This window comes from Variovorax sp. FG153, assembly GCF_057809595.1.
Map to the genome: position 1 here is coordinate 148739 of NZ_JBMDKG010000006.1, position 15305 is coordinate 164043.

13 protein-coding genes are annotated in these 15305 nt (G+C 68.2%); 4 read left to right on the forward strand and 9 right to left on the reverse strand.

From position 1 onward, the window contains the following. Positions 1-72: 72 nt before the first annotated feature. From ACODT0_RS09805 to ACODT0_RS09830, 6 genes are all read right to left on the reverse strand, one after another. Positions 73-195 carry a hypothetical protein gene (locus tag ACODT0_RS09805; RefSeq protein WP_296735040.1) on the reverse strand — a complete coding sequence of 41 codons (123 nt, stop codon included), beginning with the start codon at positions 193-195 and terminating at the stop codon, positions 73-75. Further along, entirely contained in the window at positions 192-1823 is a 1632-nt protein-coding gene (locus ACODT0_RS09810) for an FAD-dependent oxidoreductase (protein ID WP_489041195.1), read from the reverse strand. Before ACODT0_RS09810 ends, ACODT0_RS09805 begins: the two co-directional genes overlap by 4 nt. A gap of 185 nt (positions 1824-2008) precedes the next feature. Further along, positions 2009-3574: a polyamine aminopropyltransferase gene (locus ACODT0_RS09815; RefSeq protein WP_412179415.1), complete on the reverse strand. Its 1566-nt coding sequence runs from the start codon at positions 3572-3574 to the stop codon at positions 2009-2011. Beyond that, positions 3571-3789 (reverse strand): DUF350 domain-containing protein, encoded by a 219-nt coding sequence (locus ACODT0_RS09820; protein ID WP_057593269.1) that lies wholly within the window; start codon positions 3787-3789, stop codon positions 3571-3573. The genes ACODT0_RS09815 and ACODT0_RS09820 overlap by 4 nt, the downstream gene beginning before the upstream one ends. A gap of 57 nt (positions 3790-3846) precedes the next feature. Further along, complete coding sequence (locus ACODT0_RS09825; RefSeq protein ID WP_057593284.1) at positions 3847-5334, reverse strand: DUF4178 domain-containing protein; 1488 nt, start codon at positions 5332-5334, stop codon at positions 3847-3849. A 103-nt stretch (positions 5335-5437) separates the two neighbouring features. After that, positions 5438-6487 carry an SPFH domain-containing protein gene (locus tag ACODT0_RS09830; protein ID WP_057593270.1) on the reverse strand — a complete coding sequence of 350 codons (1050 nt, stop codon included), beginning with the start codon at positions 6485-6487 and terminating at the stop codon, positions 5438-5440. A gap of 180 nt (positions 6488-6667) precedes the next feature. On the opposite strand from ACODT0_RS09830, the gene ACODT0_RS09835 reads away from it, so the two are divergent. The 4 genes from ACODT0_RS09835 to ACODT0_RS09850 all read left to right on the forward strand — a co-directional run bounded on the left by ACODT0_RS09835 (position 6668) and on the right by ACODT0_RS09850 (position 10350). Then, positions 6668-9016 carry an NADP-dependent malic enzyme gene (locus ACODT0_RS09835; protein WP_057593271.1) on the forward strand — a complete coding sequence of 783 codons (2349 nt, stop codon included), beginning with the start codon at positions 6668-6670 and terminating at the stop codon, positions 9014-9016. Positions 9017-9218: 202 nt separating this feature from the next. After that, positions 9219-9635: a guanyl-specific ribonuclease gene (locus ACODT0_RS09840; protein WP_057593285.1), complete on the forward strand. Its 417-nt coding sequence runs from the start codon at positions 9219-9221 to the stop codon at positions 9633-9635. A gap of 53 nt (positions 9636-9688) precedes the next feature. Continuing rightward, positions 9689-10114 carry a barstar family protein gene (locus tag ACODT0_RS09845; RefSeq protein ID WP_172705479.1) on the forward strand — a complete coding sequence of 142 codons (426 nt, stop codon included), beginning with the start codon at positions 9689-9691 and terminating at the stop codon, positions 10112-10114. Next, positions 10093-10350, forward strand: a complete 258-nt coding sequence (locus ACODT0_RS09850) for a hypothetical protein (protein WP_172705478.1) — start codon at positions 10093-10095, stop codon at positions 10348-10350. The genes ACODT0_RS09845 and ACODT0_RS09850 overlap by 22 nt, the downstream gene beginning before the upstream one ends. A gap of 81 nt (positions 10351-10431) precedes the next feature. On the opposite strand, the gene rsmA is transcribed toward ACODT0_RS09850, so the two are convergent. From rsmA to ACODT0_RS09865, 3 genes are read right to left on the reverse strand one after another with little or no spacing between them, the layout of a single operon-like run. Continuing rightward, entirely contained in the window at positions 10432-11199 is a 768-nt protein-coding gene (rsmA, locus tag ACODT0_RS09855) for a 16S rRNA (adenine(1518)-N(6)/adenine(1519)-N(6))-dimethyltransferase RsmA (protein WP_057593272.1), read from the reverse strand. Between the two features lie 10 nt (positions 11200-11209). Next, positions 11210-12619, reverse strand: coding sequence for a peptidylprolyl isomerase (locus tag ACODT0_RS09860; protein ID WP_489041152.1), 1410 nt, complete (start codon positions 12617-12619; stop codon positions 11210-11212). Between the two features lie 21 nt (positions 12620-12640). Continuing rightward, entirely contained in the window at positions 12641-15253 is a 2613-nt protein-coding gene (locus ACODT0_RS09865) for an LPS-assembly protein LptD (RefSeq protein ID WP_057593274.1), read from the reverse strand. Positions 15254-15305 lie beyond the last annotated feature (52 nt).

Here is a 15305-nt window from a genome sequence, read left to right on the forward strand (position 1 = left end):
GCTGTCTGTGAAGCAATCGCGGCGTGTGTGAAGTCTGCGTGAAAACCGCACGGGCGCGCATCCCGGGACGGTTCAGGCCTGGCGACCCTGCCTGTTCACCGGGACGAGGCTCAGACGCAGCAGGCGCTCGTCATCGGCCGGGCGGCCGACGCGCGCGCCGAAGTTGCCGAAGCCTTCGAGCACCAGCGTCCTCATCCCAGGCTCGCTCCCGCCACATGCCCGCGCGTGAAGGCCTCCTCGAAGATCGAATAGCCCGACCAGTCGGCATGTGCGAACGACAGCCGGCCCGCGATCACGCTGCCGCGGTGCGCGTCGTCGGGCGCGGTGCGCTGCGAACCGATCTGCGCCAGCAGGCCGGGCCGTGGAATGGCCATGGCGTGCCCGTAGCGCGTGATCTCGATGCGCGTGGCCAGCGCGGGCAGGTCGGGGTGCGGCACCGAGAGCTCGGCCAGCAGGTCGTCGCGCCAGCCGGTCCAGGGCCGCTCGAGCAGCAGGCGGCGGCCGTCGCCCTCGTCGTAGCGGCTTGGGCCCAGCGGCCGGTACCAGCTCAGCACGGTGCCGCGCGGCGTGGGGTCGAGCGTCTGGTGGCGCGCATCGACATAGCCGAGGCCGCGCGTGCCGTAGACCACGTTGTCCCAGCTCGGCGCGGCACCGGGGCGATCAAGCAGCGGGCCGCGCAGGTGCACGTTGGCCACCAGCCAGGGCGCATGGCGCACGTGCGCGGCGGCATGCGCGAGCACCGCGGGCGCGTTCTCGACCACGCGCGCGGCGACGAACACCGGCAGCGCGACGATGCAATGCGCGGCCTGCCAGCGCACCAGCGATTGCGAGGCCGCATCCCAGGCATCGACCTCGACGCCGCCGCGCACCTCGGCGATGCGCACGACCACCTGGCCCGTGCGCAGCCGTTCGCCCAGTGGCTTGGCCAGCTGCTTCGTGAGCCAGCCGTTGCCTTCGGGCCAGGTCAGCACGCCGTCGCGCTCGGGGTTGGTGTCGTTGGCGCTGCCCGACGGATCGCCGGGCGCGTGGAAACCGTGCCGGCTCGCGAAGTAGTGGATGCCGGCCCAGGCCGAGACCTGCTCGATGCCCGCTCCGTAGTCGTCGCGACAGCAGTAGTCGAGGTACCAGCGCAGGTGCGGATCGCTCAGGCCCTCGCGGTCGAGCCAGGCCGAGAAGGCCTGCGCATCGAGCGCCAGCAGCTCGGGCGTGACCGCGACCTTGAGCGTGGGAATGGCGAAGTGGGCCGCATGCTGGAGCGCGTCGATGCGCTGCGCGAAGCGGCGGTACTGCGCCTGCGTGCCGGCGTCCACGCCATGCACCGGCAGCAGGCCGTCCTGCCACTCGCCGTGGAAGAACAGCCGCTCCTGCGGGCTGTGGCACAGCGTGCGCTCGTCGTATTCCCAGCGGCCGGCCACGCGCTGGCGCAGGCCCAGTTCCTCGAGCAGGTCCTGCACCTCGCGCGCATCGTCGCCGGGCACCGGCAGGTAGTGCGCGCCGAGCGGGCAGGCGATGCCGTTGACCATGCCGCCGCGCGCATTGCCGCCCGCGCTGTCCTCGAGCTCGAGCAACGCGAAGTCGTCGATGCCCGCGAGGCGCAGCGCGCGCGCCGCCGCGAGCCCGGCGACGCCACCGCCGGCGATCAGCACGCGGGTCTTGCGGGTGCTCGCGGGCGCGCGCGACTTCAGCGTGCCGTCGCGCATCGCGTGGCCGCGCGCCATGTCGATCCCGGTGAAGCCGCCTTCGATGGGTGGCGGCGCATCGCAGCCGGCGAGCGCGAGCGCACCGGCGGCGCCGACCGTGCCGAGGAAGCCGCGCCGCCTCATGCCCATGTCGCCATCACCTCGCCGAGCCAACAACCTGCACCCGGCCTGCGGTCTGCCAAGGGCCCGCGTAGCGCGGCCTGTTCGGGAGACACCGTGGAACCGGCTTTGCCGGGCCACTGGTGTCGCCCCCGGCGAGGGGATTGGCGAAGCGGCACGCAGTGCCGCGCAGCCTGGGGGAGGACCATTTAATGTGCCATGACCTTGCCCCACTCCTGTTCGTAGGTGGTGACGAGGACCTGGTTGGAGAGCCGGTTGACCTCGGCCGGCACGCGCGCCATGTCGAGCGGGAAGTCGAACATCAGCGGCAGCGTAGGCGCGGACAGGAAGCGCAGGCCCGCGGGCAGCGCATCGGGCTTCCGGTAGGGCCGGTGGCTCGCGATGATGAAGCCCCATTCGCCGAAGCTCGGCACGTGCACGTGGTAGGGCGTCGCGGTCAGGCCCACCGACTCCACCGTCTGCGCCACGGTCCAGAAGCTCTTGCGCGCCACCAGCGGCGAGGTGGTCTGGATCACCGCGTAGCCGCTGGCCGCGAGGCGCTTGTCGAGCAGCGCGTAGAAGCTGTTGGTGTAGAGCTTGCCGATCGCGAAGTTGGTGGGATCGGGAAAGTCGACCACGATCACGTCGAACAGGTCGTCGTCACCGCGCTGCTGCAGCCACTGGAAGGCATCGGTGTTGACGATCTTGAGCTTCGGCGACGACAGCGAATGGCCGTTGAGCGCGGCCAGCGTCTCGTGGTCGGTGAACAGCTTCGTCATGTTCGGATCGAGCTCGACCAGCGTGACCGATTCCACCGAGGGGTACTTGAGCACCTCGCGCACCGCCATGCCGTCGCCGCCGCCGAGCACCGCCACTTTCTTGGGCGCGCCGTGCGCGGCCATCACGGGGTGCACCAGCGCCTCGTGGTAGCGGTACTCGTCGCGCTCGGCGAACTGCAGGTTGCCGTTGAGGAACAGCCGGTGCCCGAGCAGCCCGCGCGTGACCACGATGCGCTGGTAGGGCGAGGTGGCGCTGAAGACGATGCGGTCCTGGTAGAACTTGTCCTCGGCCAGCGTGGTGATGTGGTCGGCACCGATGAAGCCGCCCAAGAGCGCCGCCAGCGACAGGAAGCAGGCGAGCGCATGCGCGCCCACGCGCCGCAGTTCGTGGCGGAACAGCCAAAGCGCCCACACCGCCACCGCCGCGTTCATGAAGCCGAACAGCAGGCCGGTGCGGATCATGCCGAGCTGCGGCACCAGGATCAGCGGGAAGGCCACCGACACGGCGAGCGCGCCGAGGTAGTCGAAGGTCAGCACCTGCGACACCAGGTTCTTGAGCGCCACATTGCGCCGCAGGATGCGCATCACCAGCGGGATCTCGAGCCCGACCAGCGTGCCCACCACGATCACCAGCCCGTACAGCAGCAGCCGGAACGCACCCGGCGCGTAGGCGTTGGCGAGGAACAGCACCGCCGGCAGCGCGCCGCCGATCAGCGCCACCATCAGCTCGATACGCAGGAAGTGGGCCGGCAGCTGGCGGTCGAAGTAGCGCGACAGCCACGAGCCCACGCCCATCGCGAACAGGTAGGTGCCGATGATGGTGCTGAACTGCAGCACCGAGTCGCCCAGCAGGTAGGAGCTGAGCGCCGCCGCGCTGAGTTCGTAGACCAGGCCGCAGGCGGCGACCACGAAGACGCTGGCGAGCAGCGCGATCTCGACGGGCTGCGGCCCGCGCGCATCGGCCGGGCGCGCGGACAGGGCCTGCTCTTCGCTCAATGGATGGCGGCGGCGACGATGATGCTGATGCCCAGGCTCATGGCGGCGACCACCAGGCCCAGCGCCACGTTCTGCTTCTCGACGATCTCGCCCCACAGGTCATAGGGCGTGATCTTGTCGATGATCAGGAAGCAGACCCAGAAGATCACCACGCCGATCAGCGCGTACACGAGCGATCCGAGGACCACGCCAGGTTTCAGCCATTCAAATCCCATGGGGACCTCCAGTCGTATCTATCAGTCGATGAATCGGTAGCGGCCATGCGATCTTCGTCATTTGTGGCCGCCGCCGCTCGACGAGCCGCCGTAGGAGCCGCCCGAGCTGCGGTAGCCGCCGCTCGAACCGCTGCTGCTGCAGGTGCTCAGGATGATGAGCAGCACGATGATCACGATCGCGATCACCACGATGGTGCCGCAACCCAGCCCCGAGGCCGCGCTGACCGGCGACGCGTCGGAGCGCTCGAACAGGTCCTTCTTGGCGTCGAGCTTGAAGGCCGTGGCGACCGCGCCGCTGTCGATCTTGCTGCCCGAGGACCAGGTGAGCTCGTTGACCGAGCGCTCCATCGACAGCAGGGCGCCGCCGACCGCGAAGTCGCGGTTGAAGGTCTTCTGCCCGCGCTCGACCTGCCAGTAGAACTCGCCGGCCACGTAGGTGGTCTCGGCGTTGTAGGCGTACTGCTGCTGGTAGCGCTTGCCGAGGTAGGTGGCGGTGCTGCCGTTCTCGGCCATCACCGGCGCGCCGGTGGTGGGACGCACCATGCTCCAGCCGTCCTCGGCATCGACCAGGAAGCTGAAGCCGCGCTTCTTGTTGTAGAGCAGGTACTCGTCCCAGCCGAACTGCTCGTCGTCGCCTGGCTCGCTGCCCATGCGGTGCTGGAAGCCCACCACCTGCCACTGGGCACCCTGCAGCTGGCCGATGCTGCCCAGCGCGATCAGCGGGCGCACCGGCTCGTTCTGCGCCGCGTGCTTGAGCTCGCCGCCGATGCCCTGCGTGAGGTCGATGATGCTGTTGCACGAGCGGCAGGTGACGCTCTTGCTGTCGGCCAGGTTGAGCGTGACCGGCGAGCCGCAGTTGGGGCAGTTGAAGCTGCGGCCCTTCTCGTCCTTGGCCGAATCCTCGCGCAGGCCCGTGAGCTGCAGCGACTCCAGATCGACCGAGCGGCCCAGCGAGGCCGTGGGCGGCTGCGAACCGTAGTCCAGGCTCAGCACCAGGCCCTTGTCGTTGCGCAGCTCGACCACCTGGAACGGCCGGCCGAGCTCGGGCAGGTGCGGCAGTTCGCCCTGCGCCGAGACCAGCGTCACCTCTTCGTTCGAGGCGACAGTGTAGCTCTGGCCGTTGAAGGCGCTGGTGGCGCCCACGCGCAGGTCGGCCGCGGCCGGCGCCGTGCGCTGCAGTTCGAACGGCAGCGAGAAGACGTAGGCGCCGTTGTCCTCGCTGAGCACGCCGGTGCGGTCGCCGTCGAGGGCCGCGATCCACTCGGTCCAGCGGCCGCCGGCGTACTTGTACTGGAGCCGGCCGACGATGGTGAAGGGCTTGTCCTGGATCCGGCCCGCGGCGAACAGCTGCAGCGGGCTGAAGTCGTCGAACAGCTCGGCCATCTTGCCGGTGCGCGCGAGCGTGTCGCCCTGGCGCACGACCGTGCTCTGGCAGTAGGGGCAGACCGCATGGGTCGACTGGGCCGATCGGAACTCGACCGGCGCACCGCAGCCGGGGCAGGGCGCGCGGTAGTAGCGCTGGGTGCCGCCGGCTTCCTCAGCCATGGCGCGCACGCGCGGGCTCGAGGCCCGCAGCATTCTTCCAGCCGATCATGCCTCTCACGCCCGTCGAGCGGGCGTCAGGCGCTATACAGAACATGGCGCCGGGTCAGACCAGCTTCTTGAGCAGTTCGGCCTTCTTGGCGTCGAACTCTTCCTGGGTCAGGATGCCCTTGGTCTTGAGTTCGCCGAGCTTCTCGAGCGTGGTCATCACGTCGTTGGGATTCACCACCGCCACCGCCGGCTGCTGCTGGGTCGCGGCCGCCTGCGCCGCCGCGTTCGGGCTCAGGCCCTGCGCGAGGTTCTGCGCCAGCACCTGGCCGAGCGCCACGCCGGCGCCCAGGCCCATCGCGTCGCCCGCGATGCCGCCGCCGTTCGCGGCACCTTCGGCGAACTTGGGGATCGCCTGCGCCGTCTGGTACTGCATGAACTTGCCCATGTCGTTGCCGACCATGCCCATGCCGATTTTCTGGTCGAGGATCTTCTGCAGTTCCTCGGGCAGCGAGACGTTCTGGACCGTGATGTTCTCGAGCTTGATGCCGATCTTGGCGAACTCGGGCACCAGCTGGGCCGCCAACGCCTGCGCGAACTGGATCTGGTTGGCGGCGAGGTCGAGGAAGGGCACGCCGCTCGAGGCGATGGCGTTGCTGATGTTCTGCAGCACCAGGCCGCGCAGCTGGCCGTCGAGGTCGGCCACGGTGTAGGTGTCGCGCGTGCCCGAGATCTCGGTGTGGAACAGCTTGGCGTCGCCGATGCGGAACGAGTAGTTGCCGAAGGCGCGCAGGCGCACGGCGCCGAAGTCCTTGTCGCGGATGGTGATCGGCTGCGGCGTGCCCCACTTCTGGTCGACCTGCTGGCGCGTGCTGAAGAAATAGACGTCGCTCTTGAAGGGGGACTCGAAGAGCTTGTCCCAGTTCTTCAGGTACGTCAGCACCGGCAGCGTCTGCGTGGTGAGCTTGTACATGCCGGGACCGAACACGTCGGCCACCTGGCCTTCGTTGACGAACACCGCGACCTGCGACTCGCGCACGGTCAGCGAGGCACCGTTCTGGATTTCCATCTCCGCCATCGGGAAGCGCCAGGCCAGCGTGCCATCGCCGGACTCGGTCCACTGGATGATGTCGATGAACTGTTTCTTGATGAAATCCATCAGGGCCATGGCTGCGCTCCTCTAGAGGGTTTTTGTGCGGACTTGGCATATTGCCACAGCGACTTGACCGCAGACCCGTGCTTTTGGTCATTTTGGTCATGGCTGCACCCTGGCCAGGCGTCATAGTCCGTCACCGTCCGAGGTCTACAATCGGCGCCCCCAGAAGAAGCGCCTCAGGAGCTACGGCACATGTCCGACACGACCCCTTCGTCATCCTCGACTCCCTCGCCCGAAGACAAACGCGCCGAACTTCGACGTGCCGCCCTCGAGTACCACGAGCTTCCGGTCCCCGGGAAGATCTCGATCGCCGCGACCAAGCAGATGGTCAACCAGCGCGACCTGTCGCTGGCCTATTCGCCCGGCGTGGCAGCGCCCTGCGAGGAGATCGTCAAGGACCCGGCCAACGCCTTCAAGTACACCGCGCGCGGCAACCTGGTGGCGGTCATCAGCAACGGCACCGCGGTGCTGGGCCTGGGCGACATCGGCCCGCTGGCTTCCAAGCCGGTGATGGAAGGCAAGGGCGTCCTGTTCAAGAAGTTCGCCGGCGTCGACGTGTTCGACATCGAGATCGACGAGAAGGACCCGGCGAAGCTGGTGGACGTGATCGCCGCGCTCGAGCCCACCTTCGGCGCGATCAACCTCGAGGACATCAAGGCGCCCGACTGCTTCTACGTCGAGCGCGAGCTGCGCAAGCGCATGAAGATCCCGGTCTTCCACGACGACCAGCACGGCACGGCGATCACCGTGGCCGCGGCCATGCTCAACGGCCTGAAGGTGGCCGGCAAGAACATCGCCGACGTGAAGCTCGTGACCTCGGGCGCGGGCGCCGCGGCGCTGGCCTGCCTGAACCTGCTGCTCAAGGTCGGCCTCAAGCGCGAGAACGTGTTCGTGACCGACCTGGCCGGCGTGGTCTACGAAGGCCGCACCGAGCTGATGGACGACGACAAGCGCCAATACATGCAGAACACCACGGCGCGCTCGCTGGCCGAGGTGATCGAGGGCGCCGACGTGTTCCTGGGCCTCTCGGCCGGCGGCGTGCTCAAGCCCGCGATGGTCGCCAAGATGGCGACGCGCCCGGTGATCTTCGCGCTGGCCAATCCGAATCCGGAAATCACGCCCGAAGACGCGCGCACGGTGCGCGACGACATCATCATGGCCACCGGCCGCACCGATTACCCGAACCAGGTCAACAACGTCCTGTGCTTCCCGTACATCTTCCGCGGCGCGCTCGACTCGGGCGCGACCACGATCACCGACGAGATGGAGATCGCCGCGGTGCATGCCATCGCCGAGCTGGCCCAGGCCGAACAGAGCGAGCGCGTGGCGGCCGCCTACGTCGGCGAGAAGCTGTCGTTCGGCCCCGAATACCTGATCCCGAAGCCCTTCGACCCGCGCCTGATGATGAAGATCGCGCCGGCCGTGGCCAAGGCGGCCGAGGAAAGTGGCGTGGCGCTGCGTCCGATCAAGGACATGGACGCCTACCGCGACAAGCTGCAGAGCTTCGTCTATGCCTCTGGCACCACCATGAAGCCGATCTTCGACGCCGCCAAGCGCGCGCCGAAGAAGCGCGTGGCCTACTGCGAGGGCGAGGAAGAACGCGTGCTGCGCGCCGCCCAGATCGTGGTCGACGAGGGCATCGCGCGCCCGACGCTGATCGGCCGCCCGGCCATCATCGCCCAGCGCATCGAGAAGTTCGGCCTGCGCCTGAAGGAAGAGCTCGACTACGACGTGGTCAACGTCGAGCAGGACCACCGCTATCGCGACTTCTGGCAGACCTACCACCGCATGACCGAGCGCAAGGGCATCACGGTGCAGGTCGCCAAGATCGAGATGCGCCGCCGCCTCACGCTGATCGGCGCGATGCTGCTGCACAAGGGCGAGGTCGACGGCATGATCTGCGGCACCTGGGGCACCACGCTGATCCACCTGCACTACATCGACCAGGTGATCGGCAAACGGCCCGGCGGCTGCGCCAGCACCCCGCAGGACGTGCCGGTGTACGCCTGCATGAACGGCCTGCTGCTGCCCGAGCGCCAGGTGTTCCTGGTCGACACCCACGTCAACTACGACCCGACGCCCGAGGAACTCGCCGAGATCACGACCATGGCGGCCGAGGAGATGATGCGCTTCGGCCTCAAGCCCAAGGCGGCGCTGCTGTCGCACTCGAATTTCGGCACCAGCAACGAGCCCAGCGCGCTGAAGATGCGCCGCACGCTCGACCTGCTGCGCGTGCAGGCGCCCTGGCTCGAGGTCGACGGCGAAATGCACGGCGACGTGGCGCTCGACAGCAAGCAGCGCGCGGTGGTCATGCCGCACAGCGCGCTGGCCGGCGACGCCAACCTGCTGGTTTTCCCGAACATCGACGCCGCCAACATTTCCTACAACCTGCTCAAGACGGCGGCCGGCGGCAACATCGCGATCGGCCCGGTGCTGCTCGGAGCGGCCAAACCTGTGCACATTCTCACGGCGAGCGCCACGGTGCGGCGCATTGTGAACATGACGGCACTCACAGTGGCCGACGCCAACGCAGAACGTTAAGCTTTAGCAAGCATTTCTTCGAGAGTGGACGCCAACTTATGGCGTCCCTGTCAAGCCCTCGATACTGCTCAAACTTTGGGCAGTCGCTTGCTATTTTCGCCAGCGTGGTGCACACTCGCGGGCTTGGATTTGCGGGTTAACCCCAAGGTTGATCGCTGATCCGAACCCCCCCGCTCTTTTCTTGTGGTGCCTCTTTATGGCGATGGCGTCTTGCGCCTCGATCACGTCCTCTGTCGCTAAGTTTGCGCTCACCGGCTTCATGCTGGCGGCGCTGGCGACGACGGGGGCCGAGGCCCGCGGATGGTTCGGCGCCGGTAATTCCACCGCCCAGGAAACGATTGCGCTGGCCGAACTGCCGGCGCAAGGCCAGCGTACCTACGAAGCCATCCTGAACGGCGGTCCCTTCCGGTACGACAAGGACGGCTCGGTGTTCGGCAATCGCGAACGGCTCCTGCCCCCGGCCCGGCGCGGCCACTATCGCGAGTACACGGTGACCACGCCCGGATCGCGCGATCGCGGCGCCCGGCGCATCGTCTGCGGCGGCGAGCAGCGCACGGCACCCGAGGCCTGCTGGTACACGGCGGACCATTACGCGAGTTTCAGACGGATCAAGCCATGAGCGGCGACGACAACGATTTGAGCGGTGCACCGAAGCGCCCCGAAGAAATGATGATGACTATGGAAAGACCAGCGGAGATGACTTTATCCCTTCGTGGCGTACGCCCGAACATCGTGCAATCGATCCGCGCGTTCCGCGTGAGCGACCTGCAGGACGCCGCCAACGCAGCAGGCCAGCACTTCCTGTATGCCAACCTGGGCAACGCGCAGACGAAGCAGGACGTGCTCGACCTGATCGCCCAGCAGTTCACCTTTCCGGCGCACTTCGGCAAGAACTTCGACGCGCTGTACGACTGCATGACCGACCCGTTGCATAAATCGGGCCCGCAGCCCGGTTTCGTGATCGTGCTCGAGCAGATCCCGGCCAACGGCAAGTTCGACAAGGAAGCGCGCGAGCAGCTGCTCGACATCTTCCGCGACGCGTCGGACTACTGGGGCGACCGCAAGGTGCCCTTCCGGTGCTTCTATTCTTTTCTGTAGCCCGTTCTGCACAAACCAGCCAAGCAGAACGGGCGAACGAGGCCCAGCCGACCGGTGCGGCAACCCTCGATGGCATCCAGATCGACCCGGCCACCGTCACCCCCGCGGTGACCGCCACCGCGACCGACGAGCCGACCGGCGAAAAAATGCCGACCGACAAGCTCGTCGACGTCTCGCCGCTCGCCTTGCGCATGAGCAGCCCGTTCAACGCGGGTTACTGGCTCGCCGCGGCTTAAAGAAAGAGTTCGCCGGACGCGTTCCGGCAGCGCATGAAAAAACCCGTCATCGACGGGTTTTTTCGTTTCCATGCCGCCTGCTCAACCGAGCCCCGGCGTCTGCGCCAGCGCCACGTATGCCTCGACCGGCACTTCCTCGGCCCGCCGCTGCGTGTCGAATTCGCCGGCGAAACCGTGCTCGTCGAGCCACCGGCCCAGCGTATGGCGCAGCAGCTTGCGGCGCTGGCTGAACGCGACCTGCACGATCTCCTCGAGCCGCTTCGCATCGACCGCCGGCGGCGCGGCCAGCGGCACCATGCGCACCACGGCGCTGTCGACGCGCGGCGGCGGATCGAAGCTCTCGGGCGGCACGAACAGCACGTTCTCCATCGCGTAGCGCCACTGCAGCATCACGCTCAGCCGGCCGTAGTCCGAGGTGGCGGGCCGCGCCACCATGCGGTCGATCACTTCCTTTTGCAGCATGAAGTGCTGGTCGGCCACCAGGTGGGCATAGCCCAGCAGGTGGAAGAGGATCGGCGTGGAGATGTTGTAGGGCAGGTTGCCGACCACGCGCAGCGCGGTGGTGGGCACCTTCGCCGCGAGCGCCGCGAAGTCGACCTTGAGCACGTCGGACTCGACCACCTCGAGCTGCGGATGGCTGCGCAGCCGCTTGGCGAGGTCGCGGTCGAGCTCGATGACGGTGAGCCGGCCGAGCCGCTCGACCAGTGGCTGCGTGAGCGCCGCGAGGCCGGGGCCGATCTCGACCATGGGGTCGCCGGGCTGCGGCGCGATCTCGCGCACGATCGCGTCGATGATGCCGCCGTCGGACAGGAAGTGCTGGCCGAAGCGCTTCCTGGGAATGTGCGCCATCGTGTGTCGATCAGGACTGCGGCGGGTCGCGGAACTCGACGTAGGCGCGCGCGCGCACTTCCTGCGCCCAGGTGTTGAAGGCTTCCTCGGTGCGCTGGTCGCGCAGCACGGCACGCGCGGCTTCGCGCTGCTCGTCCTGGCTCGGCTTGACGTTGCGGCGCTCGAGCACCTGGATCAGGTGGACGCCGAAGCGCGACACCACCGGATCGCTGATCTGGCCCGGCGCGAGGCGATTCATGGCCTCCTCGAACTCGGGCACGAACATGCCCGGGCGCGCCCAGCCGAGGTCGCCGCCGTCCTTGGCGCTGCCGTCCTGCGAGTTGTCGCGCGCCAGGCTGGCGAAATCGGCGCCGTTGCCGGCCTGGATGCGCCGCTTGAATTCGGCCAGCTGCGCCACCGCCTGCTCGGTGGTGCGCTTGGGGTCGTTCTGCAGCAGGATGTGGCGCGCATGGGTCTGCGTGACCACGGCGTCGGCCGAGCCGATCTGCTCCTTGGCGATCACCTTGACGACGTGGAAGCCCGCGCCCGAGCGCACCGGGCCGACGATGCCGCCCACGGCCGTGGACTGGACGGCCTCGACGAACAGCGGCGGATAGCGGTCGGCGGTGCGCATCCCGAGCGCGCCGCCATTGGCGCGATCGGGCGCGTCCGAGTTGTCCTGCACCAGCTTGGCGAAGTCCTCGCCGGCGCGCGCGCGCTGCGCGAGGCCCTGGGCCTTCTGCTGCGCCTGCGCCACCTGCGCCTCGGTGGCGTTCTCGGGCACGGCCACCAGCAGTTGCGCGAGGTTGAGGTTCAGCATGGACGGATCGCCCTTGCCGCCGCTGTTGCGCTGGTCCTGCAGGAACTGGTCGGCTTCCGCGTCGCTGACCTTGACCTTCGAATCGACTTCGCGGCCGCGCAGGCGCGTGAGCATGAGCTGGTCGCGCAGGTCGTTGCGGAAGGCCTGCTGGCTGATGCCCTCGGCGGCCACGCGCTGGCGCAGCTCGGGCAGGGTCAGCTGGTTCTGGCGCGCGACGGTCTGCTCGGCCTGGTCGACCGCGATCTCGTCGACCTTGATGCCGGTTTCCTTGGCGAGCTGCAGCTGCGCGCGCTCGGAGATCAGCCGCTCGAGCACCAGGCGCGCGAGTTCGGGACGCGGCACGCGCTCGGCGTCGGGGTTCTCCTGGATCAGCCGCTGCACGCGGGTCAGGACCTCGGTGTTGGTGATCGGCTCGGAATTGACCAGCGCGACGATGAACTCGGCCGCGCGCTGCACCGGCGCGGCCGGCGCGGCGGGCCGGGCGGCCGGCGCTGCCAGGCGCGGGCCGGTGCGCATGATGTCGGTGATGCCGCCGCCGGAACGGAAACCCTGCTGGGCGCCGGCAGTTGCGGCCAGCGCGGCGAGGCAGGCCAGGCTGAGGATGGAACGGATGTGTTTCATGGCGTAGCTCGGTCTCTGGTCTCAGTCGTAATTGGTGAAGCGGCTCGGCCCTTCGACCGGCGTGCGCAGGGGCTGGTAGCGCTGGATGTTGGTGCGCAGGGCCTGCATCGGGCTCGAGCCGATGGCCGCGAAGCCGACGAATTCGAGCTGGAACATGATGCGGGTGTTGGCCGTCACCTGGCCGGTGGTGATGCGCTGCAGCACCACGCGCCCGATCCAGCAGCAGCCGTCGTACTCGACGCCGAGAACGCCGTCGGTGAGCTTGCGGTCCTGCAGGTCGTAGTTGAGCCGGCCCACGGCGTACCAGCGTCCGCCGCCCTGGCCCTTGCCGGGGCCGAGGTCCTTGCCCTTGTCGCCCCAGAAGTCGTTGAGCGGCCACTGCCAGCCGACGTCGATCGACTTGCTGCCGTCGTTGACGGCGGTGGTGTTCGGGTTGAGTGCCTTGGCCGCGAGGTAGGCATCGCTGGGCGCCTGGTAGCGCAGCGCGATGTTCACGTTGTGATAGGGCGCGGGGTTGTAGCGCGCGCTGATGGCGCTGCGCGTGGACTTGCGGGTGTCGGGGTTGTACTGGATGACCGTGTCCAGGCTCCACTTTGGCGTCCAGTTGATCTGGCCGCCCAGCAGCAGGTCGCTCGCGCGGTCCGTGACCGGATTCGCGCCCGGCAGCGTGACACGCTGGTCCGAGAAGCGCAGGCGCTGCGCGACGCCGAAGCGCGCGGCCTCGGCACCGGTGTCGGGATCGATCAGCCGCGAGGTCACGCCCATGGTGAGCGTGTTGGTGTCCGAGATGCGGTCGTTGCCCGAGAACGCGTTCTCGGTGTAGATGGTCGCGAAGCTGAAGTCGTTGGCCGCCGTGTCGTAGTTGGGCAGCTTGCTCTGGTCGCGGTAGGGCGTGTAGACGTAGTAGGCGCGCGGCTCCAGCGTCTGGCGGAAGGCACGGCCGAAGAAGCTGGCGTCGCGCTCGAAGATCAGGCCGCTGTCGAGGCTGAAGGTCGGCACCGTGCGGTTGGCCGAGGTAGACCAGAACACCGGCGAGCTCGGGTCGTACGGAATGCCGTTCACGTACTGCACGCCGTTGACCGTGAGCTTCGGAATGTCGGCCTGCGGCACGTAGTAGCTGTAGCTGGTGGCGTGCAGCTGCACCTTCGGAATGACGAAGGTGCTCGGCGTGATGAAGGGCCGGCTCAGCGCCGCCACGGCGTACAGGCGGTCGCCGTCGGGCTGCGACTGCTGGATCGCGTCGTAGCCGGGCTGTCCGGCGGCGATGCGGTTCACGCGAAAGCGCGTGTAGTCCGTGGTGAACGAGAAGTCGAAGCCGCCCCAGTCGTACTTGTTGTAGTTGGCCGTGATCTGCGGCATGCGATCGTACGAGGGCACGACCGGCGCCAGGCTGTACTGCAGCGTCTGGTAGCGCAGCGCGCGCACCACGCCGTTCCAGTCGCCCTTGCTCCAGTTGAGCGTGGCGTCGTTGGGCAGCAGGCGCTGCGACAGCGTGGGCGTGCGCGTGAAGTCGCGCCAGTAGTCGTCGTCGCTGACGCGGTTGATGTTGATGCTGCCCGAGAGCGAATCGAGGCCGAGCGCCTTGGCGTCGAAATCCTGGCGGTGGTTGGCCCAGATGCCCCAGCGCCGGGAATTGGGCTGCCGCAGGTCGAGGTCCTTGGCCTGGATCTGGCCGCTGGCCAGCTGCTGCAGCTGCGTGGCGCGCGACTCGTTGAAGCGCTGGCCCACCAGGCGGTCGCTGCCCATCAGGTCGAGCCGGATGGTGCCGTTGTAGCCCTTCTCGAGATAGCGGAACTCCGAACCCAGGTTGATGCCGCGCTTGGACATCAGCGTTGGCGTGAAAGTGGCATCGCGGTTCGGCGCGATGTTCCAGTAGTACGGCTGCGCGTACTCGATGCCGTTGGTGTTGTCGATGCCGATGGTGGGCGGCAGCAGGCCGCTCTTGCGCTCGTTCGACAGCGGGAAGCTCATGCTGGGCAGCGCCGGCGTGGTGATGCCCATGAAGCTCAGCCGCGCGTCCTTGGCGACGCCCACGTTCTCCTCGGTGTCGGTGGTGATCGACGCCGCGCTCAGGATCCAGGCGGGCATCCAGCCCGGGAAGTCCTCGCGCCGGCAGGTGGTGTAGGTGGCCTCGCGCGCGACCGACACGTTGGCGTCGACGAAGTCGATGCGCTGCGCGTCGCCGTGCCCGCCGTTGGCGAGGAAGGTGTAGCGCACGTTGTTGAAGAAGCCCTCGAAGGTCTCGAGCTTGAGCTCGAGCTCGGGGCCCTCGTAGACGTTGCCGGCCTGGTTGACGCGCACGTTGCCCGTGGCGCGCGCGCGGTCGTCGGGCTGGTAGTACTCGAGGCGGTCGGCGGTGATGGCGGTCTCGCCGCGCCGCAGGCTGGCATTGCCTTCCACCACGGTCTCGAGGTCGGGCCGGCCCGAGATGCGGTCGCCGGTGACGAGGCTGGGCAGCTGGCTGCGCAGCAGCGGCGGAATGGTCTCCGCGAGCTGGGGCGTGCGCTTGAGCGTGAGCGGGCCGTCGAGGCCCGTTCCCTGGGCCGATGCGCCATGCGCGTGCAGCAGCGCCAGCGTGAGGATGGCCAGCGGCAGCGGCGGGCCGGAACGGCGCACGTCGACTCGTCGGCTCATCAGACCTCCCGCCGATCCGTTCCGAGGAGAGCCCGGCGTCCTCCCGAGGAAG